Below are 23,875 nucleotides of genomic sequence, written 5' to 3' on the forward strand. Positions count from 1 at the left end.
ATCATGTTTGGGCCAACACCTCAACGAGCGCCTCGACCATCGCTGAAATGTCGGCTTCGTCGACGTTGAGCGTCAGCGAAATGCGCAGCCGCGATGTGCCCTCGGGTACGGTCGGCGGACGAATGCCGCGTATGTCGAAGCCGCGCGTCTGCAGCGCCGCCGCCACCGCCATGGTGCGCCTGTTGTCGCCGATGACAAAGGGCTGGATCTGCGAGCCGCTGGGCTTCATGCCGCAGCGCTCGGCCAATTGGCGGCCCGCGAAGGCTACGCGCTCCTGCAGCTGGACACGGCGTTGGGGCTCGTCGGACAGCATGGCCAGCGCTTCGCGCACTGCCACCGCCATCAGAGGCGACGGCGCGGTGGCGTAGATGAATGGCCGGCAGCGGTTGACGAGATAGTCGCATAGCGTTCCCGGCCCGGTGACGAGTGCGCCGGACGCGCCGAGCGCCTTGCCGCATGTGTGAAGTGCGACAATGTTGTCGCGGCCCTCGAAAGCGGCGGCCAGCCCGCGGCCGTCCGGTCCCCAGATGCCGGTGGCATGCGCCTCGTCGACGACGAGGAATGCCTCGTGCCGATCGGCAAGCGCGATAAGGCGCGCCATCGGGGCGCGGTCGCCATCCATGCTGTAGAGGCTTTCGACCGCGATCCAGACGCGCCCGGTGCCGCCTTCGGCGCGCCAGCGCGTGATCGCATCCTCGACAGCATCGATGTCGTTATGCGCGGCGAGCTTGAACTCGGCGCGGCCAGCGCGGGCCCCCTCATGCATGCTGGCATGAGCAAGCTCGTCGAGGATCAAGAGGTCGCCCTTTTGCGGCAGCGTCGTCAGCAGAGCGAAGTTGGCGATATAGCCGCTGCCGAAGAACAGCGCGCGTTCGGCGCCGAAGAACGTCGCGGCGTCTGCCTCCAGGGCCTCGTGCTCCGGTGAGTTGCCCCTTAACAACCGCGATCCGGTCGCGCCGACCGGCGTCCCCCGCGCAATCGCCGCCGCCACCGCTTCGCCAAGTCTTTTGGAGGCGGCAAGCCCGAGATAGTCGTTCGACGAGAAGTCGAGCCCGGCGCGCGGTGCAATTGTGCGCAGCCGGTCCTTGCGCGCCAGTCCGCGCAAGGACGCGTCATACCGGGCAAGAAGTGCCTCGTTCATTGCGTGCCGATTTCCATCGGCTCGATGCCGAGACGCTGGAACAGCAGAGTATCCTTGTCTTCGCCGGGATTGTCCGCCGTCAGCAGTGTGTCGCCGACGAAGATCGAGTTGGCGCCGGCAAAAAAGCACAGCGCCTGCATTTCATCGGTCATGGCGGTGCGGCCGGCGGAGAGTCGGACATGCGATTTCGGCATCATGATGCGCGCCAGCGCGATGACGCGCACGAATTCGATCGGCTCGATGGGTTTAGCCTCGGCAAGCGGGGTGCCCTCGATCGGGATGAGCATGTTGATCGGCACGCTTTCCGGGTGCTCCGGCAGGTTGGCCAGCGTCACCAGCATGTCGATCCGGTCCACCGGCTCTTCGCCCATGCCGACAATGCCGCCGCAACAGACCTTAATGCCGCTGTCGCGGACATTGGCGAGCGTATCCAGCCGATCGGCAAACGTGCGCGTCGAGATGATCTCTGAGTAATAGCGCTCGGAGGTGTCGATGTTGTGGTTGTAGTAGTCGAGACCGGCCTGTTTCAGACGAGCGGCCTGCTCAAGATCGAGCATGCCGAGCGTCATGCAGGTCTCCATACCGAGTGCCTTGACACCCTCGACCATCGCCACCACCGCGTCCATGTCGCGCGCCTTCGGGTTTCGCCAGGCAGCGCCCATGCAATAGCGGGTGGCGCCGGCGTCACGGGCCTTGGTCGCCTCGGCGATGACGCGCCGGACCTCCATCAGCTTTGACGCCTTCAACCCGCTTTCGTGATGTGCCGATTGGCTGCAATAGCCGCAATCCTCCGGGCATCCGCCTGTTTTGATGCTGAGAAGCCGGCTGAGCTGGACCTTGTTGGGATCGAAATTCTGCCGGTGAAGGGTCTGGGCCTGAAACAAAAGGTCGTTGAATGGCGCGTCGTGGAGCGCTTGGGCTTCCGCTCGCGTCCAAGGGGGAAGCGCCCAACCGATTGGATCCGAGGTCAGGTCTGGGCTGAGTTCGTTCATAAGGTCTTGTTCTCCATAATCTTCCGTCCTTGACCTGGAGCGTTGCAGTGGATGCTGAAGACAAGGCGCATGCCAGCGGGAAGTCTTCTATCGAAACGCGACTGGTGGCGCTCTTGAGCGGACTCTCCAACTGCTGCCCGCAGGCTCAACTCACGTCATCCGTGGGGATTACGGTTTCCGTTATTTTACTCTGAGCACAGGAATGCTCCTTTCTGATCGCGTCGCAGGATTCGGTGAAGGCGACGTCCAGCAGATAACTCAGAAGTTCCAGCCCGTGAGAGGCCGCCAACTGGCGCATCTCGTCGAGTCGGCAGATGATGACGCCAAGGACTGCGACGCGGCTTTCTGTGCCTTGCTGGTCCGTCCCTCCCGCCTCCGTTGTTGAAGCGTGTCGCCTGGCGCCGAGAAGGCTTGCGTCGGCTGTTGGTGGAACCGGGGACGTGCTGACGCAGGTTAGCCTGCGACCAAAGGAGTTCCTGCGATCCCGGTTCATGTCCTCTCCATCAGTTCAGATGCCTGTTGCAATTTCGGTCGGCCGGCATGTCGAGACCAATGTCGAGAATGGGCGCGCTGTGGGTAAGCCAGCCGACCGATATGAGGTCGACGCCGGTCGCCGCAATTGCGGGGGCACTCGCCCGCGTTACCCGGCCCGAAGCCTCGGTGATCGCGCGGCCACCGACCATAGCCACAGCCTGCGCAAGGCCCTCGACCGACATGTTGTCGAGGAGCACGGCGTCGACGCCCGCTGTAAGCGCGATCTCCAACTGGTCCAGCCTGTCGACCTCGACCTCGATCTTGACCATGTGACCGATGGCGCTGCGCGCCCGCTCGATTGCGGTGCGGATATCGCCGGCAATGGCGATGTGGTTGTCCTTGATCAGCACGGCGTCGTCGAGCGCGAAGCGGTGATTGGCACCGCCGCCCGCTCGTACCGCATACTTTTCCAGGACACGCAGGCCGGGCGTCGTTTTGCGTGTGCACACGATTTTTGCGTTATGGCCCCTCACCGCGTTTACGAGCGTAGCCGTTGCCGTCGCGATGCCGCTGAGTTTGCATAAGAAATTGAGCGCCGTCCGCTCCGCCGTCAGCAGGCTGCGCGCCGGCCCGTTTACGATCGCGATGGTCTGGCCGGCCGAAACCTTGCCGCCCTCAGGACACCGCAGCTGGATGCTGATCCCGGGATCGACCAGCAGGAAGGCAAACATGACCAGGTCGAGCCCGGCAACAACGCCTGCCTGCCGGGCATTCAACGCCAGCGTCGCTTTGCAATCGGCGGGGATGATCGCATCGCTCGTGATGTCGCCGGCTCTGCCCAGGTCTTCAAGCAGGGCAGAACGCACGATGGGCTCCATGATGATCTGGGGAAGTGGTGCAAGTGAAGTCATGTCAACGGCTCCGTTCGGATGCTTGCCATCTGAGCGTGACGGCATTCTCAAAAGCTGTGCAGAGCGTCAATCGTGAGGGGAGGGCGGCGGCATCGCGCCCGGGGAAATCGGATCGAAAGTGGGAGCCGCGGCTCTCCTCGCGCCGAAGGGCGGCGATCGCCATCAACAATGCCACCAGGGCCGGATCGGCCGCGGCCGTCTCGCAAACAGAGATCGGCAGCAGTGTCGCGACCGTGTCGCACAATGATTTCCCATTCCGAACAATGCCAAGCGCATTGGACACAATCGGGCGAATAGGTGAAGGGTCGGGCCGGATGGGAACAGTTGCCGGAAGCCTAGGCCACTGCCAACCCGCAGACGTACCCGCGACGCTTTCAGCCACCCAGGCGGCGGTTGCAACCGCTTCGGTCAGCGAGTTGCTGGCAAGCCGGTTGGCGCCATGCAGTCCTGTGCATGCGACTTCGCCACAGGCCCACAGGCCGCTAACGGAAGTTCGCCCCTCGGCGTCAACGGCCACGCCGCCCATGTGATAGTGAGCAGCGGGCCGTACGGGAATGGGTTCCACCGCCGGATCGATGCCGGCATGCTTGCAAATAGCGTCGATTGCCGGAAAGCGTCTTGCGAATTTCTGCCCGAGACAATGTCGGGCATCGAGATAGACGCCATGCCCGGCTGCGAGCTGATCCGAGATCGCCCGCGCGACCACATCGCGCGATGCGAGTTCTGCCCCGGGCGTGTCTGCCAGGAAGCGATGGCCGTGCTCATCGATCAGCACCGCGCCTTCGCCACGCACTGCTTCGCTGACAAGCGGCATTGGCCGGCGCGCAATGTCGAGGGCCGTCGGGTGGAATTGCACGAATTCGAGATCGGCCAGTTCCGCGCCCGCGCAGGCGGCCAGCGCCAGGCCATGCCCGAATGAGGAGAGCGGATTGGTTGTGTCGCAAAACAGGCCGCCCATCCCACCGGTGGCCAGCACCACGCGGCGTGTGGGCAATGCGAACACGCCGCCGTGCAGGGCAGCCACCACCCCTACAATGCTGCCTTCCGCGACAACCAAGCGAAGCGCTGTCATGCCTTCCATGATCGTGATCGAACGGGTTCGCCGCGCCACGCCGAGCAGCGCCCGAAACAACTCGCGGCCGGTTGCGTCGCCGGCGGCGTGCACGATGCGGCGACGCGAATGCGCCGCTTCCAGGCCCAGCTGCAGCCTCCCGTCTAGCGAGCGGTCGAAAGGAGTACCAAGACGAATGAGATTCTCGACGGCTTGAGGTGCGGCGTCTACCACCCGCCTGGCCATTTGTTCGTCGCAAAGCCCATCGCCGGCAGCAAGCGTATCGGCGAGGTGCAGGTCGGGGCTGTCGTCCTCCCCCAGACTCGCTGCGAGGCCGCCCTGCGCGAGGGTGCTCGAGGCTTCGGTTCCGAGCGGGGTTCCGGACAGAAGGACGACTGGTTGCGGCGCCAGGTGTAGCGCCGTCATGAGCCCGGCGATGCCAGCGCCGATGATGACCGGCGCTCCGCCAATGTGATGGATGTCCGCCGTCATACAAAGAGCATGCGTTCCACAGCCCAGCGGGCCCGTTCAGCGACATGAGGATCGATCGTGACGACGTGGCGGTTCTCCTCGAGCGCGGTCCGGATGTTGGCGAGCGTGATGCGCTTCATGTGCGGGCACAGATTGCATGGGCGCACGAAATCTACTTCCGGATGCTCGACCGCGACGTTGTCGCTCATGGAACATTCCGTCATCAGCACCACACGCGCCGGCCTATGCCGCGCGACATAGTCGGACATCGCCGCCGTCGAGCCGGCGAAGTCGGCTTCCGCGACCACTTCAGGCGGACATTCGGGATGGGCAAGTACACTGATGCCGGGATGGGCCTCACGCAGCTCGCGGATGTCGGCCGCCGTGAAGCGTTCATGCACCTCGCAGCGCCCGTTCCAGGCGATGATCTCGACTTTGGTTTGCGCCGCGATGTTCTTTGCCAGATATTCATCGGGCAGCATGATCACGCGCGGGACCCGGAGCGACTTCACCACTGCGAGCGCGTTGCCCGAGGTGCAGCAGATGTCTGACTCGGCTTTCACCGCGGCGGAGGTGTTGACGTAAGTGACGACCGGAACGGACGGATAGCGCTGCCGCATCAGGCGTACGTCTTCGGCGGTGATCGAGTCCGCCAGCGAGCAGCCGGCGTCGAGATCCGGTATGAGCACTGTCTTGTCGGGATTGAGCAACTTGGCTGTTTCTGCCATGAAATGCACGCCGGCGATCACGATCACATCGGCGTCGACTGTCATCGCCTCGCGGGCCAGCGCCAGGCTGTCGCCAACGATGTCAGCCACGCAGTGAAAAATCTCCGGCGTCTGGTAGTTATGCGCCAGGATGACCGCATTGCGCTGTCGCTTCAGATTCAGGATTGCGTCGATATCCTCGACGAAGACCGACCACTCGATCGGTGGGATAACGCGCCGAACGCGGTCGTACAGTGAGGCGCTCGAAGGCAGGACGGCACTCATCGAGCCTCCAGTTATAGTCGATCTGATTATAAGATATATATAATCGTTGTGACTATAAGGGGTGTCAAGCCCGTGGGAGCGGTAATTTTGTGCCGGCCACAGGCCTCTCGTCGAGAATAGTATGGTGGAAGCGGTAGAGCTGCGCAGGCCGGCCGCCGGTCTCGGCGGTCGTCGCCCCGGTCTTCTCAACCAGTTCCTGCTGCTCTATGAGCCGGCGAAAGTTCGGCTTGTTGATGAGCCTGCCGGAGAGCGCCTCCACAGTTCGCTGTAGCTGCAAAAGCGTGAAGAGCGGCGGCATCAGTTCGAACACAACAGGCCGGTATTTGATTTTGGAGCGCAGTCGCGCAATAGCCGTTGCCAGAATGCGGCGGTGATCGGCGATCATCGATCTGCCCGGCACCGAAGCGAGGATGGCCGAAACTCCGCCGCGCTTTGCTTCCTCCACCAGGGCGGCTTCGTAGAGCAGCTCGTAGCGCTGCAGCGCGAGCTCTTCGTTCCATGCCCGGCCGTCCAAGGCAAAGGCAACCGCCGCTCGCCGTCGGCGATCGAAGCGCGTCGCGCCGTCGTCCGCGCCGTCCGCCCATTCGATAAGGCGCGGCCGCAATTCTTCCAGCACTATCGGGGGCCTGCCGGACCGATGATCCTCCCACGGGAAATAGTCGTACCAGCTGGCCCAACTGCGCCTGCCCGAGGCGCCCGCATCTTCTTCGCGGGTGAGTGCGAGATAGCTGATCGAGATCACGCGCTGGTTGGCGCCGACCCGATCGCGATCGGCAAAGGTGTAGAGCTGCTCGATATAACCGAGAGGCTGACCGGTCTGCAGTTCCACCCATGCCCTAAGCCCCGACTGGAGCGAACGATGAGCGAGCTCAAACGGGCCCGAGGGAAGAGCGGCCCCCTGTTCGATGGTCAGAACACATGGTCCAGCGTCGTTCACGGCGACCACGACTGCGATCAGGTCGGCGTTGACATTGTTGGTCTTGCCTATGGTTCTGCCTTTCCTTGGTCCTTTGGCCTGATCCATGGTTCCTGAGCCACTTGGGTTAGATCTCCGCGCGAGCTGTCTAAACCGATTTAGTTCTGTTGTTTATCATACCAATCGTCGCGTCAACACCACGCGCTGTGGCGACTTTACCTCTTCGAACCTGCACAAAAATATGCCAAACGCGACACTCGCCGTGGGTGACGCTGGGTGAGGAGAGACGTCGATTGAGCGTCGGAGGTGTCGTCAAAGGCGATCACGCCGCCGGATATGCGTGCGCGAAAGGCAGCACGGCGCTTATCTGCCTGACGACCTACACCACTCCGGTAAGGTTGGTTGACGGCGTACTGTTCTCCGTTTCAATGGCGAGACATCCGGCACGGGGCCGGCGGAGCGACATGGCCATCGGACCGACCATGACGGCGCTGCGTTTGCGCCAACATGACTGGGATACCAAGCGCCGTGCGGTCGAGCGGGCCGTGGATTGCGGCCGGCGCCAACAGGAGGGCTGCAACGCCTCACCGACGGAGGTCCGAGCCGTACCAATCAACGCTAATTTGTCCCAGCTATTCGCCTCGCGCGCTATCTCGCGGCCCCGCTTGAAGTCCGACAGCAGGTTCAGAGATTCTTGATCTCGATACCGTATTTCCTCAGCGCGTAACCAATCTGGCGCGGCGTCAGTCCAAGCAGGCGCGCTGCCTTTGCCTGTACCCAGCCGGATCTTTCCATGGCCGCGATGAGACGCTCGCGATCGGTCATCTTCGCGTCGCTTACGAGGCCTAGCCGAACAGGCGCTGGCAGTGCCTGCTCGCTGTCGACGGGCGGGACCCCAATGGCGGCCGAAGCAAAAGCACCAGACGATTGCATGGCCGGGTTCAGTGGCGATGGTGCGATCGGCTCCGATTTCGGCGCAGTTTCCTTCGATGCGTGCTTCCATAGCATCGCGGAAAGGCATCGGCCATGGCAGCAGTCAAAGTCGTTTCTGCCGATTGACGCTCCCGCTGCCAGGGTCGCTGTCCGCTGCACGCAATTTTCAAGCTCGCGGACATTTCCGGGAAAAGCACAGTTCATCAGCACTTCAGTCGCACTCGCATCGAAGACCATCGTACGGCCGTTCTCGCTGTTGAAATTCTTGAGAAACTCAGCGGCAAGGAGCGGAATATCACCGCGCCTTTCGCGCAATGGCGGCACCAGCAAGGGAACAACGCTGATGCGATAATAAAGGTCGGCGCGAAACTCGTTCCTTGCAACCGCGTCTTCCAGGTTCCTGTTCGTGGCGGCAATCACGCGAACGTCGACCTTAATCGTCTGGTTGCTGCCGACGCGCTCGAACTCCTGCTCCTGCAGCACGCGCAGCAGCTTTGCCTGGAACGAGGCCGAAATCTCACCGATCTCGTCCAGAAACAACGTTCCCTTGTCGGCGAGCTCAAAGCGCCCCTTGCGCGAGTTGAATGCACTGGTAAAGGCACCCTTTTCGTGACCGAACAGTTCGGATTCCAGGACTGTCTCAGGGAGCGCTGCGCAATTGAGCTTGATGAACGGCCGCTTGGCGCGTCCCGACATCTCGTGAACGGCCTTGGCGACCAGCTCCTTGCCGGTCCCCGATTCCCCGCGCAGCAAAACGGTGCTGTTGGACCTGGCTACTAACGCGACCTTCTCGAGCAGCCCGCGCAGCGCCGGGCTGTCGCCAATGATCCCCTTGACATGAGCCCTTTTGCCCTCATGCCCAGGCTGCTTGAGTTCGCCGAATTGCTTTTGCATCCGGATTTTCTCGGCCATCAGTCGCTCGCGGTCGGACGCGAACAGGCGATGCAGCTTCACTGTCTGTCCAACCAGATTAGCGATTGTGGTAAGGAGGCGCAGGTCGTAATCGAGGAGGGAGCCTGATTTGTTGTCCAGGATGCGGTCGATGGTCAGCGTGCCCACGACGTTCGCATCGACGCGAATGGGTACGCCGATGAACGACACTTTCATGTTGTCGGACGCCCCGAGCACGTCCTTGTCGGCGGCGTTGAAAGCCGGATCCAACGCTATGTCCTCGGCGACGAGCGCCATGCCCGTCGTTATGATCTGGTCGATCGCCGCCCGTGGCAGATGCTTGCGGTAGCGCTCATCGCTGCCTTCGCTCCAGCCGGCGCCGACGGTCATGTCCGGTATGCCGGCACCGTCGCAGAGCGAGATGATGCCGTGCCGCACCTGCACCAACGATGGCAGGAGGTCGACGACGTTGGACAACGTGGCTTCCAGCCCAGAGGGAGCGGTGAGCGCTGTCGACGTTTCAAAGATGTCCGGCGCCCTCTCGTGCAACGGCACAATAGGGACCACGTCATTCATCTCGGACTTTGAATTGGGCCTTTTCATTTTTGGAAGCGATATGCAGCGTGACGAGATCTGCCTGGCACTTTGCTCGGAGTTGCGAGTATCGTGTTCCATGTGATCATCCATCTCGCGCCATGAAATCGATGCCCGAGGCAAGTGCGCCTATTGTCCAGCGTGTGGATGTCCTTGGCGAATCGCATTCGTCGGCGTCTTCGCTCCGCAGGCCGCACAATCGACGAGTTTGCTCGCCTCGCCCTTGCACGCGGGGATTCATTGAAACACGAAAAGGCGTTGATGAAGATAGTCGTGACGATTGATCCGTCGGCAAGACGGACGTCTGCAGCCGGCTTTTCGCGCGCAATGAAATTGCCATCGAGATGATAGCTAATGTCGATGCCAGTCAGGCCCGGGCCGCGAGCAAGTACGGCCCTGGCAAGATGGGGCGGCGTCATGCGGTCGATCGCAAAGCGGAGCGATGCTTGACGCATGGCTTTCCTCTCTCTTCATGAAGTGCGGGTCGTCGTTCTCGGCTGACTGGCTTCCGCCGCGCAGCAATCATTCGTTGTTAAACGAGACCGGAATGAGGGAGGTGAGTCAATCAAACTCCCGCTGCTTTTCTTTCATGAATGAAAGGAAATTAGGCTCTCATGATAGTATTTTATCAGTTTTTCAGATGTTTTCCGGCAGATAGATCTCAAACGGCAGAAAAGTCTGCCCAAGCGTCTCCGAAGTGCCGACCTTGATGGCCTGGGCCATCAGCGTCATCAGTTCCTGGCAAAGCAGGCGCTGGGGCGTGGCGACCGACATCGTGATCATGCCATCTGCGAGTGCAGCCCGTGACTCCGGCGTGATCTCGTTAACGATCGCGACGAGACCCCGGCTTTCGCCTTCTTCACGGAGCGCGGAGATCGCTCCCTCCATACCTCCGCCGGCCACATAGAAGCCGGTGAGTTCGGGTTCCCGTTGCATGAGATCCAGCGTGGCCTCGTAGGTGATCTGCCGTGCCTCAAGGTTCACGAGCGGATCGAGCAGCTCGAATGCCGGTGCATTCTCACGGAAATAGGAGCGAAAGCCGACCTCCCGCAGCTCCTGCCCCTGAAAACGGTGGCTGCCGACAAAAACCGCCACCTTGCCCGGCCGTCTTGCGACCTTTGAAAGCATCCACGCTGTCGTCCGCCCGACCTTGCGGTTGTCGAGGCCGATATAACCCTCACGAACACCTTCGGCGAAATCGGAAAGCAGCGAAAAAACGGGGATGCCTTTTGCCTTGAGTTCTTGGACGGCTGCCGTGATCGCCGGATGGTCCGGCGCCACCATGGCGATCGCGTGGCAGCGCGCGCCGAATTCCTTGAGCAGTGGAACAAGGTCGCACGGCATGTGCGACGGCGCGAATTCGATGAGCGAAGTGCCATGGAAGCACTTCGCCGCGTTGACCGCCGCTTCGACCTCACGCGCGAAGCCCTGGTAGAAGTGGTGAGTCGGTTTTCTCAAGATGAAGCCAAGCCGATATTGCGGCAGGTCCGGCTGCAGGCGCTGCTTGATAAGACCTGCGGCGTGATATCCGATGGCCTGTGCCGCCGCTAAGACCCGCTGCGCAGTCTCCTTCCGCACCGGATGACGGGCATTCAGAACTCGGTCAACGGTGGCAACACTAACCCCGGCTTCCCGGGCGATATCAGCAATTATGGGTCGCTTCGCCATTGTTCGAGTCTGATTAAACGACATCAAGAAGAAATCCGGCAAAGGTCGATTCAGTAAAATCTGTCATTCCTGCATTGATCCTGTTCGCTACCGAATTCTTGTCGTGGCATGGTGCGAGGTAGAAGCCGAAACGTAGAGCCTGGGCGAATTGTTCAGCCGTGCCGACGGCTCCGACCCAGCTCCGCGCCCGGTTCCACGAACCGTCGCAAACTTCGGAGGCATTAAGCGCATCATCGATGGCTTGTGTGTCGTGACCGGTGCAAGACCTTCGCAAGGCGCAGATGATTTTGCACCCACTGCATTTCGGGATTCTTGATTTCATCGGCCCGCGAGAGTTTGTTTAGACCCCGCGGCCCGATCGTCCGGCGTTTGGGACCAGCCAGGCGATTCAACCGGCAGCGATGCTGCCGAGTTGCTCGGCGCGGGCGTTATCAGTGGCTGGCCGGTTGATGTCTCGGCAGGCTGGTGGCCGCAGAATGCAGCTTTCAATTGCGCCTGATCCAGTTCGCCTTCCCAGCGGGCGACGACGAGCGATGCCACCGCGTTACCGACCAAATTCGTCAGTGCCCTGCATTCCGACATGAAGCGATCGACGCCAAGGATCAGCGCCATTCCAGCAACGGGAACTGCCGGCACTACGGAGAGCGTAGCGGCCAACGTGACGAAGCCGGCACCTGTGACACCTGCTGCACCCTTGGAGGAAAGCATCGCGACGAGCAGCAGCAGGACCTGATCGCCAACTGACAAATCCGTATTCGTCGCCTGCGCGATGAAAAGGGCCGCGAGGGTCATGTAGATATTGGTGCCATCCAGATTGAAGGAATATCCGGTCGGGATAACCAGGCCCACGACCGAGCGCTTGGCGCCGGCCTTTTCCATTTTCTCCATGAGAGAGGGCAGCGCAGCCTCGGAGGAGGACGTTCCGAGGACCAGCAGCAGCTCTTCCTTTATGTAGCGGATAAGAGAAAAGATCGAGAAGCCATTGTAGCGACAGACTGCACCGAGAACCCCGAATACGAAGAGGAAGGCCGTGAGATAGAAGGTCCCGACCAGCATCGCAAGGTTGGCTACCGAACCGATGCCATATTTGCCAATCGTGAAGGCCATTGCTCCGAAAGCACCGATCGGCGCGGCTTTCATCAGGATGCCGACCAATTTGAAAACGGGTGCAGTGAGGTCCTGAAGGAAGGAAAGAACCGATTTGCCCGATTCTCCGACCATCGCCAGCGCGATGCCGAAGAGGACGGAGAAGAACAACACCTGTAGAATGTCGCCTTCCACAAAGGCGCCGACAATCGTGGTCGGGATCATGTTCATGAGGAAGCCGGTCACGGACTGCTCATGGGCCTTTGAGGCATAGCCATTGACGGCTTGGACGTCGAGCGAGGTCAGATCGATGTTGAGGCCGGCGCCAGGCTGAATGACATTGCCGACGATGAGGCCGACGATAAGCGCGAGCGTCGAGAAGGTGAAGAAATAGACCATCGCCTTGCCGGCAACACGGCCGACCTTCTGAAGATCGCTCATGCCGGCAATTCCAGTCGACACGGTCAGAAAGATAACGGGCGCGATGATCATCTTGACGAGCTTGATGAAGGCATCGCCGAGCGGCTTCAGGTTTTCTCCGATTTGCGGATAAAAATGGCCAACCGCGACTCCGAGCAGGATTGCGACAAGCACCTGCACGTAAGGCTTGGCAAAAAGGGTCTTGCGGGGTGCGCGCTTTACGCTTGGAGCCAGTGGGGTCAACATGTAAGTTTTCTCTCCCTGACCGGTTTGGGGCGGGCTGTTCCTCCCCGCGGCTTCTCCCATCGCGGCGCCCCGGTCGAACGCTGCTGCGTTGTTGACCGCAATAGCCGTGCCAAGCCAAGAGAGCGCGGAAATCGCCGGAGCCTCAGGTATCTTCAACAAATCGCGCAGCAAGATTGTGCGGTTTTCCGCACGGATCGCCTTCCCTTCTGGCGGAACCCCGCACTATGGTTCGTCAATGATCGGTTTTAAGAATACGATGGCAGAAGAAGAAGACATGGGTAATGGCGCCTTCCAGCGCGTCCCATTGGTCTTCACTGGTAGATCCGGCGGTCGATCTCTCTGGCTTGTGGTTTTGCTTGCAATTCTTGGTGCGGCGCTCTGTTTCGTCGTCTTTGCAACGGGACGCATCGCCGGCACCAGAGCAGAGTATGCCCTACGCGACCGTGCTCTTGCCGCGTTCCCGCTTGCAGCCGACAGTTTGAAAGGAGAGATCGAGAAGCAGCGAATGATTCCGCTGGTTCTGGCACGCGACGATGCCGTTCAGGAGATGCTTCGCAGTCCGAGCACTGCCAACGAAGCCGCGCTTGATGAGAAGCTTCGCGCCATCGCGCGCGACGCCGGCTCTTCTATACTCTACATCATTAATCCTGAGGGCGTAGCGGTCGCTGCGAGCAACGCCGGCGAGCCGACCAGTTTCGTCGGCAGCGATTACCGCTTTCGCCACTACTTCACCGAGGCGATGGCGGATAGCGCGGCTATGCAATATGCGCTCGGCACGGTTAGCGCGCGCCCTGGTCTCTATCTGTCGAGCCGGGTCGATGGGCCGGAGGGGCCGCTCGGTGTGGTTGTGGTGAAGGTGGAGCTCGACCGCGTCGAGTCGCGTTGGCTGGAGAGCGGCTTCGTGGTCTTCACGACCGATGAGCGAGGCGTGGTTCTTGCCACGAGCGTGCCCCAATGGCGTTTTGGCACTCTCTCACCGCTTTCCGCAAAGGAGAAGCAAACCGCTCGCGATCGTCTGCAGCTACCGGGCGTGACTTTCGAGCCGGTGCCGCTTTCCCGCCGCGGCGACAACCTGGTCACCGCAACTCCTGAGAGTCGATCAGCCGGTTTCTTTGCGGTTTCGCAGGATCTCGGCAAAGCAGTTCCGGGCTGGCGCATGTCGTTGCTCATCCCCGCCGACACCGAGATCTCCTCGGCGGTCATGACAGCCCGCGTGACAACGCTGCTTGCCCTCGTTCTCGTTGGATTCGTCATTTTCATCATTGTTCGACGGCGGCGGGCGGCCCGGCAGCGGCAAGAAGTGCTTGTGTTGCTGAATGCGGAACTGGAGCATCGCGTCGAACTGCGCAGGGCGGAGCTCCAGAGCTCGAACGCAGCGCTCGCCGGTGAGATCGCCGAGCGAGAGAACGCTGAAGCAAGAGTGCGTCGCCTGCGCGACGAACTCGCCCAGGCGAACCGCTTGTCAATCCTGGGACAGATAACGGCCGGGGTCGCCCACGAGATCAACCAGCCGGTCGCCGCAATCCGCACCTATGCTGAAAATGCCGCGCGTCTTCTAGGGATCGGCCGGTCGCAAGAAACCGCCGAGAATCTGACCTCGATCGTCGCCATGACCGGCAGGATCGGCACGATCACTGAAACGCTAAGGTCCTTTTCCCGCCGCGCCAGCGGATCGATGGGACCGATACTGGCGGACGACGCGATCGACGGCGCTCTGTCGCTTCTTTCAGGCCGAATTCGCGATTCCGGGGTGACGATTGAACGGAAGCGGATCGATCCGTCTCCAATTGTCATGGCAAGCCGCATGCGACTGGAGCAGATACTCGTCAACCTTCTCCAGAACGCGCTTGACGCTCTGAAGGGTCAACCGGAGCCCCGCGTCGAGATAGCGCTCGCCGAAAACGGGGAAATGGTCGCTATTTCCCTTCGGGACAACGGCCCCGGCCTTGCCCCCGACATTCGCAGGAGCCTCTTCATGCCGTTCGTTACCAACAAGGAAAAGGGTCTCGGTCTTGGCCTGGTCATTTCGCAAGAGATCGCACGTGAGCTCGGCGGCTCGTTGCGGCATGATGATGCCGGCCACGGGAGAGGGACTTCCTTCACGGTCGAGCTGAGGCGAGCGGCATGAGTGCTGAATCAGGACCGGTCATTTTTATCGACGATGACGAGGATGTGCTTCGCGCAGCCACGCAGATGCTGAAGCTTGCCTCGTTCTCACCGAGCGTGTTCGGTTCGGCCGAGGCCGCACTCGCCAGAATCGACGGGAACTTCGATGGCCCTGTCGTGAGTGACATCCGTATGCCCGGGCTGAACGGACTTCAGCTCTTCGAGCGAGTGAAGGCGATCGACCCGGAAATTCCGGTTGTCCTGATCACCGGGCATGCCGACGTCGAGCTGGCCGTTGCCGCCATCAAGGATGGCGCCTACGATTTCATCTCGAAGCCATATGCGAACGACCGGCTTCTCGTGACGCTGCATCGCGCTTCGGAAAAACGGCGCCTGGTCCTGGAAAACAGACGTCTTAGGGATGCGGTTGTCCGATCTGCGGGCGATATCCCGCTGATCGGGGAGGCACCGACCATGATTCGATTGCGCGAAACTCTCCGCCAGATCGCCGATACCGATGTGGATGTCCTTGTGGAAGGCGAGACGGGCACGGGCAAGGAGGTGGTCGCGGATCTGCTTCACCGCTGGAGCAGACGACGCACGAAGCCCTTCGTTGCCCTGAATTGTGGAGCGCTGCCCGAAAGCGTCATCGATAGCGAACTTTTCGGGCACGAGGCAGGCGCCTTTACTGGCGCGCAGAGGCGCAGGACCGGTCGCATCGAGCATTCGAACGGAGGGACGCTCTTCCTCGACGAAATCGAGTCGATGCCGCCAGCACTCCAGGTGAAGCTTCTGAGGGTGCTTGAGACCCGGCAGATCACGCCGCTTGGCACGAACGAAACCCGCAGCATCGACCTTCGTGTCGTGTCGGCTACCAAGGCCGATCTCGGCGATCCGGCCGCCCGCGGAGATTTCCGGGAAGACCTTTATTTCCGGCTGAATGTGGTGACGCTCCGCATCCCGCCGCTTCGCGAAAGGCGCGAAGACATCCCGATGCTCTTTGGGCATTTCCTGGAACGCGCCTCCAAACGCTTCAGCAGGCCAGTTCCGGACATAAGCGCTGGCGTGCGCGATCGCCTCGTGAGCCACATTTGGCCCGGCAATGTCCGTGAACTCGTGCATTTCGCCGATCGCGTTGCATTGGGACTTGAAAGGCTAGGCACGCCCATTGCATCAGGTCGAAAGGAACAAGCGGTATCAAGCCTCCCCTTGTCCGAGAAGGTCAGCCTTTATGAGGCGACTGTCATCCGCGATGCCTTGCAGGAATGCGGCGGCGACGTGAGGCGCACGATCGAAGTCCTGGGAGTTCCCCGCAAGACCTTCTACGACAAGCTGAAACGACACGGGATAGACACGGCCGATTATCGAAAAACCGCCATTGGCTGAAGCCTTCTTGCTTGCATGTCGCGGAAAAGAAATTTCGCCATTCTCGTCCGACTCAAAGGATGCACTATGGGCTAGGTGAAGCGAGCCTGAGGTCGCTTTCGGAGCGCTATGGCATCAACCCCAAGACGGTCGCGAAGTGGAGAAGCGGAATTCGACCGCCGATCTGTCCACCGGCTCCAGGGAGTCGACAGTTCTGTCTGTCGAGGAAAACCGTTGTTGTGGCCTTCCGCCGCAACAAGGCTGCTGCCGCTCGACGATTGCCTCTACGCGTTGCAGCCGACGTCCCACATCTGACGCGCTCCCACCGCTGTCTGCAGGCAAGCATCGGCCGATTGCCAGATGTCGACGGCGACAGGCCGGCGAGAAGAGTCGAGAGAATGAACCGGACCATCAAGACGCAACCGTCAAGCGCTTCCACTACGACGATCGCGACCAACTGCGTCGGCATCTTGCCGACTTCGTCGCGGCCTACAATTTCGGCCGCAAGCTGAAGACCCTCAAGGGCCTCACGCCCTGCGAGTTCATCTGGAAGGCATGGGCTTCCCAGCCCGAGCGTTCACTTTCAATCCGCTCCAGCAAATGCCGGGACTAAACATTTAGCAAATGGCGGATGAGGTGCACGATGCAAGTTAGCACGTCGCCTGGGGAAAGGTGCGCCGATCGCCTCCCTCTTGGCCAACCAGTTCCAGCTTGCCGTCTTACCAGGCCCCCGCCAATCTCGTTGCGTTGTTGTTTAGCGTTGCAACAGATCCTTCAAAGAAATTCATGGAATCGTTGCGAGCGCAAATCGCTGTCAATGGTACGCTCATCACAACTTTCGAGATCAGTGGCGGCAGAAATCTGGTGTCGTTTTATGTTCCGCCGCCAAACAGCATTTGCGAAGAGCGCGAAATGACAAAGCCAGCAGGACCAGGGTACCAGCCATGCGCACATCGATTACACCCAAGTCGCCCGCGATACGATACTCGATATTGGCTACGACGATGCCATCGGCTTTGATGGTCGAAATTGCGCCGTCGTTCTGGCTCTCACCGGGCAGTCGCCCGACATCAGCCAGGGCGTTGATGAAGGACGATGGCAGGATCTCGAGCAAGGGCGGGATCAGGGCCTCATGTTTGGATTCGCATGTTTTCGATCTCCGACTGAAAGGCATCATCAAGATGCTTGATCTCGTACGCCCGATATACCGCAATACGGACACTTCGGCCGTGAAGAGCCTGTGTTCACCTGGGAGAAGACGGACAGAGCCGACGACTTGCTGCGTGAGGCAGGACCGGCAGCTGCGTGAGCGCCGCTGGATCCAGCGCATGCGGCAACCCTTTTCAACTCGCTAGCCCGCGCCCGCCGCGGCACGCGCTTCGACATCATGCTGACGGCTGTGTGATCGACACGGGCGGTTACCGGAAAGGCGACAAAAAAGTGCGTTACGACATCGTTATCATCGGAGGAGCCATCGTCGGCTCCTCGATCGCCTACTATCTGCGCGAGGAAGGGTTTTCCGGCTCGATCGCGCTGATCGAGCGCGATCCGCAGTTCGCGCACGCGGCAACGACGTTGTCCTGCGCCTCCATTCGCCAGCAATTCTCGATCCCGCAGAACATCCGCCTGTCGCAGTTCACCATGAAATTGTTCCGGCGGCTGAAGGAAGAATTCGGCGCGGACGCCGACATCGGTTTTCGCGAGGGCGGCTTTCTCATTCTCGCTAGCGAGAACGGGCTGCCGATCCTGAATGCCAATCACGAAGCGCAGGTCGCCGAGGGGGCCGACATCGTGCTCGAGGACGCGGATCAGCTGACGCGCCGCTTCCCTTGGCTGTCGACCGAAGGTATATCCGCCGGCTCCTATGGCCGCAGCGGCGAAGGCTGGTTCGACGCGCATGCGATGCTGACGCTGTTCCGCAAGGCGCTGCGCGGCAAGAACGTGGACTTTATGACCGCCTCGGTCATCGGCATCGAGCGGCAGGGCCACCGTGTCACCAGCGTCAGGCTCGACAATGCCGAGACGATCGAAGCCGGCACCGTCCTCAATGCCGCCGGGCCGAATGCCGGCAAGGTCGCCGCTCTCGCCGGGCTGGCGCTGCCGGTCGAGCCGCGCAAGCGCAATGTCTTCGTCTTCGAGGCGCGCGAAAAATATGCCGACATGCCGCTGCTGGTCGATCCCTCCGGCATCTATGTCAGGCCGGAAGGCTCGGTCTATCTCACTGGCGGCGCCGAGCCGGAAGAGGGCGACGGCCCGGCCGATCCCCAGGATTTCGAGGTCGACTGGCCGCTGTTCGAAGAGGTGATTTGGCCGGTGCTGGCGACCCGCATTCCGGCCTTCGAGGCGATCAAGCCGACACGCGCCTGGGCCGGCCATTACGACTACAACACGCTCGACCAGAACGCGGTGATCGGGCCGCACCCCAAGGTGAAAAATTTCTTCTTCGCCAACGGATTTTCAGGCCACGGTCTGCAGCAGGCCCCGGCGGTCGGCAAGGCGCTGGCCGAGCTTCTCGTGCATGGCGGCTACCGCACGGTCGATTGCTCCGCGTTTGGGTACATCCGTGTCGCCGAAGGGCGGGCGTTTAGGGAATTGAATGTGATCTAGCAACAACGGCGCCGCGACGGTCTCCTTTGGTGCCGGCGGGACAGAGGGGCGCGAAGGTTCGCGACAGGCGGTGCCGCGGTACAAAGGCCTCGATGTTTAGCTTGCCCTGTTCGGTTGGGATCTCCGCAATATCAATGTGGAAGAAGCCGATGCTTGCGCTGCAGACATCGGTGCAATGAAGAGCGCGTCAGATGCGGGATCGTCGGCTGCAAGGCCGTAGAGGCAATCGTCCAGCGGCAGCAGTGTGTTGCGGCGGAAGGCCACAACAACGGTCCTCTTCTACGGCAGACAGAACCTTCGATCTCGGCTCCCTGGGGCCGGTGGGCAGATCGGCGGTCGAACTCCGCTCCTCCACTTCGCGACCGTCTTGGGGTTGATGGCATAGCGCTTCGAAAGCGAGCTCAGGCTCGCTTACAGCTCGACGCATCGCCTCTTTCTTTGTGGCGCTCCCATGCAGAACCTGGCCCAGTCGAAGCTTCGTGGCGGCGGCCCGCGCTCATGGCCGGCTCACTTAGGTCGATGCTGCGTGCTGTCACCGTGAGGTTCCGCTGGGGTTAGCGGTGCGTCGGAGCACAGCGAGAGGGTTCACAGCCAACGCCCTGGAACCCATGTCACTAGCCATCCATGGCGTGGATGCGTTTCATCGAAACAGACGATTTTACCGATGTTACGGCACGATGCATAGAAAGAATTCAAGAATGTAGCAGCCTTAAGGAAAGTGGTTGATGTTTGCGTTGGCTCCGAAGAGCATTTTCTGGTCTGCGCCGAAGACCAGCCCAGGCGCGCGTCCATCGCGGCCAGGCACTTCCGCGACAGACGCAAGCTACATCGCATTGGCACAGCACGACAATCTTCCCCGAATTGCGCAGGCGCTTGCCTCAAACGCAGCAGCAAAGCTGAGGCTTGTGGTGTTCTGGAGAGAGGCAATTTAGATGCTTGTTGATCGCTCAAGGAACGATCGGTTCGTTGTTTCTCGACGGCGCACGGGTCTCGGTGATTGCCTGTGGTCTCTCGCGTCGGCTTGGGACTACGCACATCGGACGGGACGAGCTTTAGCAATAGATTGGCGCGGCTCTTGTTACCTCGACAACCCGTTTGCGAATGCCTTTCCAGCTTTCTTCAAGCCAATTGAGGATATCGGTGGTGTACGGGTCATTTGCGATGACCAGATCAACCACGTCTCATTCCCTGGTCCCTTCTTCCCGTCGTGGTGGAACAAGCCATCCATCGACTGCGTGTACCGTCCGGATGAACAGATTTTCCAAGAACGTGACGAGCTTAACGATCTTTTCCAGGCCCAAGATGATTGTGAAGCCAACACGGTAGTGTGTGATGCTTGCTTGATGTGGCGCTGCGATGAAAAGGCCGAGCGAACCATATTTAGGAGCATCGCACCGAGGGTCGAAATTGAGGATCGCATTGAAGCGCTCTACCAGGAACATTTTGACGGGCACAGCATAATTGGAGTCCATGTCCGCCACGGCAACGGCGAAGATATTATGGATCACGCACCTTACTGGGCTGATCCGAAGGTTGCCTTAGAGCAGGTATGCACTGCCATTCGTATGGCCAAGGCGCAACCGCATTCAAGACCTGTAAGGGTGTTCTTGTGTACAGACAGCGCCAAGGTTGTTGATCACCTGTCGGGCGTATTTCCCGAACTTTTCACCGTCCCAAAACGCTTCCAGGCGGATCAGGCCGGCCCCTTACACAGTGCAGCACTGGGCACCGACGGCGGGTTTTCCGCGCTCGTTGAGATGTATCTCCTCGGTCGATGCGACACTGTTATTCGCTTTCCTCCGACTAGCGCCTTCACCCGCTATGCCCGCCTCTTCGTGCCACGAATTGTCGAATTCGATTTGAATGACCCGCGTCGTTTGATCTTGATCGACAACTCTTTCGAACGTTCCCCGGCTCCATGAAAGGCTGGCATCCCGCTCGAACTCTCCCTTGCCTTCGCGCAGAGGCCCCCGTTCGCCCTGCCCAATACGCCCCTTTCTCGCCACGCAATCCCGCCGCAGGCGAGCGTTTTCATGGGCGCGTCAAAATCAAAAGGATTCAAGCTTGTCAAAGAGAAAAGTAGCTTTAATCACCGGGGTAACGGGGCAAGACGGTTCCTACCTCGCAGAATTGCTTTTAGAAAAGGGCTATTCTGTGCATGGGATAAAGAGACGATCGTCTCTTTTTAATACGGGCCGTATAGACCATCTCTATCATGACCCTCATGAAAGTGGCGTTGATCTTACACTTCACCACGGGGACTTGACAGACTCGTCGAGCCTTACGCGCGTCATCCAACTGGTTCAGCCGGACGAAATTTACAATTTGGCAGCTCAGAGCCACGTTGCAGTCTCCTTTGAAGAACCAGAATACACCGCGAACTCCGATGCCTTGGGTGCGCTGCGTATCCTCGAGGCAATTCGGATCCTGGGGCTCGTCAAGCATACGCGCTACTACCAAGCCTCGACGTCTGAGCTCTACGGGCTGGTGCGGGAAACGCCACAGACCGAGACGACACCGTTCTACCCCCGGTCCCCCTACGCTGTTGCCAAATTGTATGCTCACTGGATCACCGTAAATTATCGAGAATCTTACAATTTGTATGCATGTAACGGCATTTTATTTAATCATGAGTCACCTGCGCGCGGAGAAACATTTGTAACTCGCAAAATCACGCGCGCCTTGACTCGGATTAAGCTTGGAATGCAGCGCACTCTATTCCTGGGCAACCTTAATGCGCGTCGCGATTGGGGGCACGCTCGAGACTACGTCCAGATGCAGTGGTTGATGCTGCAGCAGGAGCAACCTGAAGACTTTGTGATCGCTAGCGGTGAGCAACATTCGGTGCGCGAATTCGTCACCGTCGCGGCCGCTGAACTCGGCATCGATGTTCGTTGGGTGGGGGAAGGGGTCGACGAAGAGGGGTACGATGCAAAGACGGGAGCTCTGATCGTAAAAGTAGATCCCCGTTATTTTCGTCCTGCAGAAGTCGAGACACTTCTCGGCGATGCCCGCAAGGCGAAAGAAAAACTTGGGTGGGAGCCCAAAATCTCCTTCATCGAATTGGTTAGGGAGATGGTTCGGGAAGATTTGCGCATGGCAGAGCGTGAGGCAGTGCTGATGAAGCAGGGTTATTATTCACACAGTCCACGAGAGTTATGCTGACAACGGCGGCGCCATGCTGGGTTGTTGTCAGTGCTATGGTGGCCTTCTTAAGGAGCGCCCAGAGCGTTAACAATGGAAAACAAAAAGATGAAGAAAGTCTATGTGGCAGGCCATCGCGGCCTTGTTGGATCCGCCACAATGCGAGCCCTCGAGGCGTTAGGATCCTATGAGATAATAACACGTACTCACGACGAACTGGATCTATTTGACCGGAGCGAGACGCGCAGGTTCTTCATGTCGCAGCGGCCAGATTACGTCGTTATGTGCGCCGCAAAGGTTGGTGGTATACTGGCGAACGCTAGCTCCCCTGTCGATTTCCTTCATAACAACCTCGCGATTCAAGTCAGTGTTTTTGATGCCGCTTACGCTTCCGGCGTCGAACGGATGATTTTTCTTGGCTCCTCGTGTATCTATCCACGCGACTGTCCGCAGCCGATACGGGAGGAATACCTTCTCACCGGTCCGCTTGAAGCGACGAATCGTCCCTACGCTTTGGCAAAAATCGCAGGTGTCGAATCGTGCTGGTCTTTCAACCGGCAGTACAAGGCGCGCTATCTCGCGTTGATGCCGACCAATTTATATGGTCCCGGCGATAATTATCACCCCGAAAATTGTCACGTTCTGCCTGCTCTGATACGCCGCTTTCATCAAGCTAAAATGAACGGCGACTCCTCTGTGGGGGTCTGGGGATCCGGAAATCCTCGGCGAGAGTTTATGTATTCGTCGGATGTAGGCGATGCCATTGCGTTCCTGCTTGGCCTGCCAGATTCGGATTTTGACGCCTTGACAGCCCCCGACACTGCGCCCCTGATTAATGTTGGCGTTGGTGAGGACGTCACAATTCGCGAGGTGGCGGAACTCGTCAAGGCGGCGGTCTGCTGGGAGGGCAATTTGGTGTTCGACACGACGAAGCCAGACGGTACTCCGCGCAAGCTACTTGACGTAACGCGCTTGCGTAACCTTGGCTGGAAAGCCAAAACGTCTCTTGGTGCCGGGTTGCAAGCGACGTATGAGGATTTTCTTCGCCTTCATGCGGCTTGATGTGCAAGCGCGCATCCAGGTTGGACTGCATGTCCGACCGGGTGCAAGCTCGCCCAGTCCGGCCAAACAGATGAGAGGGACGCATACATCCCGAGGCGGCCGCAATAGTGGCCTGTGCTGACGTTGCAGACCGGACCTCTCTGCGACCGGCGATGCAGAGGATCACCCAGAAGCTTGCCCAAGCCAAATGGGAAGGGGAAGGCCGCATAACCGGCCGCACCTGGAACGGCTGTGCGTGAGCGCCGTCAACTCAAGCCGCCAGTTAGAACTGCTCGACCTCGCGGGAGCCGCTGCTTACGAAGCTGGCATCGACAGGAAGGCCAACCAGGCCCGCATCATGCCTCGAGGCAGGCCTTATCCAAGGCGGTGCATGCGGAAATGGCGGGCGTCGACGTATGCTTTTCAACTCGCGGTTAGCCGCAGGCGGGATCGTGTCCCCCTGCGTGGTGGAGCTGGCGGCATTGGTCGCCGTGCTCTCCGGCATGGGCCGGGCTGATCGGATTGGTTCAGTCTGCGCTGTTAGCGCCGAACTCACTCGCCTCAAGGTCATGGCGCCACAAGCGCGGATTCGCGGCGCCGTGGTGCGGGCGTTTACAACTCATGCAGCAGCGGGTCTCGTTGATGGCGAAGCGGGCTGCCCTGAACCAATCGCTCGCGTCTGCGGCGCGCCAAGCTGTCGCGCAACGCGATCATCCTGACACTCTGGGATGGCAGTGGCAGGTGACCGCCTATATGGCAGTGGCAGGTGACCGCCTATGCGGTGAGCACGCTTGGCCTTAGCTCGATTGGCATCGACCCCAACCGG

Annotated in this window: 16 protein-coding genes and 2 pseudogenes; 7 read left to right on the forward strand and 11 right to left on the reverse strand. The window is 60.2% G+C overall.

What is annotated here, in order from left to right; all coding sequences use genetic code 11:
- Position 1 precedes the first annotated feature (1 nt).
- The 9 genes from J1C56_RS23240 to J1C56_RS23280 all read right to left on the reverse strand — a co-directional run bounded on the left by J1C56_RS23240 (position 2) and on the right by J1C56_RS23280 (position 12,786).
- Positions 2 to 1,141, reverse strand: coding sequence for an 8-amino-7-oxononanoate synthase (locus J1C56_RS23240; RefSeq protein ID WP_214392421.1), 1,140 nt, complete (start codon positions 1,139 to 1,141; stop codon positions 2 to 4).
- A complete protein-coding gene (bioB, locus tag J1C56_RS23245) occupies positions 1,138 to 2,133 on the reverse strand; it encodes a biotin synthase BioB (protein ID WP_214392422.1) in 996 nt (331 codons plus the stop codon). Before bioB ends, J1C56_RS23240 begins: the two co-directional genes overlap by 4 nt.
- Positions 2,134 to 2,636: 503 nt before the next feature.
- Positions 2,637 to 3,518, reverse strand: a complete 882-nt coding sequence (nadC, locus tag J1C56_RS23250) for a carboxylating nicotinate-nucleotide diphosphorylase (RefSeq protein ID WP_214392423.1) — start codon at positions 3,516 to 3,518, stop codon at positions 2,637 to 2,639.
- Between the two features lies 1 nt (position 3,519).
- The gene (locus J1C56_RS23255; protein WP_214392424.1) at positions 3,520 to 5,061 is read right to left on the reverse strand and encodes an L-aspartate oxidase; all 1,542 of its coding nucleotides are present in this window, start codon (positions 5,059 to 5,061) and stop codon (positions 3,520 to 3,522) included.
- Positions 5,058 to 6,032, reverse strand: a complete 975-nt coding sequence (gene nadA, locus J1C56_RS23260) for a quinolinate synthase NadA (RefSeq protein WP_214392425.1) — start codon at positions 6,030 to 6,032, stop codon at positions 5,058 to 5,060. Before nadA ends, J1C56_RS23255 begins: the two co-directional genes overlap by 4 nt.
- A 64-nt stretch (positions 6,033 to 6,096) precedes the next feature.
- A complete protein-coding gene (locus J1C56_RS23265) occupies positions 6,097 to 7,056 on the reverse strand; it encodes an NUDIX hydrolase (protein ID WP_214392426.1) in 960 nt (319 codons plus the stop codon).
- A 576-nt stretch (positions 7,057 to 7,632) separates the two neighbouring features.
- On the reverse strand, positions 7,633 to 9,447 hold the full coding sequence (nifA, locus tag J1C56_RS23270; protein WP_420797426.1) for a nif-specific transcriptional activator NifA: 1,815 nt from the start codon (positions 9,445 to 9,447) through the stop codon (positions 7,633 to 7,635).
- A 555-nt stretch (positions 9,448 to 10,002) separates the two neighbouring features.
- Entirely contained in the window at positions 10,003 to 11,034 is a 1,032-nt protein-coding gene (locus tag J1C56_RS23275; RefSeq protein ID WP_069091033.1) for a LacI family DNA-binding transcriptional regulator, read from the reverse strand.
- 318 nt (positions 11,035 to 11,352) lie between these two features.
- Positions 11,353 to 12,786, reverse strand: coding sequence for a dicarboxylate/amino acid:cation symporter (locus J1C56_RS23280; RefSeq protein ID WP_096453579.1), 1,434 nt, complete (start codon positions 12,784 to 12,786; stop codon positions 11,353 to 11,355).
- Positions 12,787 to 13,060: 274 nt separating this feature from the next.
- On the opposite strand from J1C56_RS23280, the gene J1C56_RS23285 reads away from it, so the two are divergent.
- The 3 genes and pseudogenes from J1C56_RS23285 to J1C56_RS23295 form a co-directional block, all read left to right on the forward strand.
- Positions 13,061 to 14,914 carry a sensor histidine kinase gene (locus tag J1C56_RS23285; RefSeq protein WP_214392522.1) on the forward strand — a complete coding sequence of 618 codons (1,854 nt, stop codon included), beginning with the start codon at positions 13,061 to 13,063 and terminating at the stop codon, positions 14,912 to 14,914.
- Positions 14,911 to 16,278 (forward strand): sigma-54-dependent transcriptional regulator, encoded by a 1,368-nt coding sequence (locus J1C56_RS23290; protein ID WP_214392427.1) that lies wholly within the window; start codon positions 14,911 to 14,913, stop codon positions 16,276 to 16,278. The genes J1C56_RS23285 and J1C56_RS23290 overlap by 4 nt, the downstream gene beginning before the upstream one ends.
- Positions 16,279 to 16,355: 77 nt before the next feature.
- Positions 16,356 to 16,878 (forward strand): annotated as a pseudogene (locus J1C56_RS23295) (IS3 family transposase); the annotation flags it as partial.
- A gap of 223 nt (positions 16,879 to 17,101) precedes the next feature.
- Here the strand turns inward: J1C56_RS23295 and J1C56_RS23300 are convergent.
- Positions 17,102 to 17,371 carry a hypothetical protein gene (locus J1C56_RS23300; protein WP_168991845.1) on the reverse strand — a complete coding sequence of 90 codons (270 nt, stop codon included), beginning with the start codon at positions 17,369 to 17,371 and terminating at the stop codon, positions 17,102 to 17,104.
- Between the two features lie 326 nt (positions 17,372 to 17,697).
- Between J1C56_RS23300 and J1C56_RS23305 the strand changes: the two genes are divergently transcribed.
- A complete protein-coding gene (locus J1C56_RS23305) occupies positions 17,698 to 18,864 on the forward strand; it encodes an NAD(P)/FAD-dependent oxidoreductase (RefSeq protein ID WP_214392428.1) in 1,167 nt (388 codons plus the stop codon).
- A gap of 73 nt (positions 18,865 to 18,937) precedes the next feature.
- Here J1C56_RS23305 and J1C56_RS23310 read toward each other — a convergent pair.
- Positions 18,938 to 19,333: pseudogene (locus J1C56_RS23310) on the reverse strand (transposase family protein); the annotation flags it as partial.
- A gap of 463 nt (positions 19,334 to 19,796) precedes the next feature.
- Between J1C56_RS23310 and J1C56_RS23315 the strand changes: the two are divergent.
- The 3 genes from J1C56_RS23315 (at position 19,797) to J1C56_RS23325 (ending at position 23,070) form a co-directional block, all read left to right on the forward strand.
- Positions 19,797 to 20,786, forward strand: coding sequence for a nodulation protein NodZ (locus J1C56_RS23315; protein ID WP_214392429.1), 990 nt, complete (start codon positions 19,797 to 19,799; stop codon positions 20,784 to 20,786).
- A gap of 142 nt (positions 20,787 to 20,928) precedes the next feature.
- Positions 20,929 to 22,029, forward strand: coding sequence for a GDP-mannose 4,6-dehydratase (gene gmd / locus J1C56_RS23320; protein ID WP_027033167.1), 1,101 nt, complete (start codon positions 20,929 to 20,931; stop codon positions 22,027 to 22,029).
- A 72-nt stretch (positions 22,030 to 22,101) separates the two neighbouring features.
- On the forward strand, positions 22,102 to 23,070 hold the full coding sequence (locus J1C56_RS23325; RefSeq protein ID WP_027033168.1) for a GDP-L-fucose synthase family protein: 969 nt from the start codon (positions 22,102 to 22,104) through the stop codon (positions 23,068 to 23,070).
- Positions 23,071 to 23,875 lie beyond the last annotated feature (805 nt).

This window comes from Aminobacter anthyllidis (assembly GCF_018555685.1).
In the GTDB taxonomy this organism is placed as follows: domain Bacteria; phylum Pseudomonadota; class Alphaproteobacteria; order Rhizobiales; family Rhizobiaceae; genus Aminobacter; species Aminobacter anthyllidis.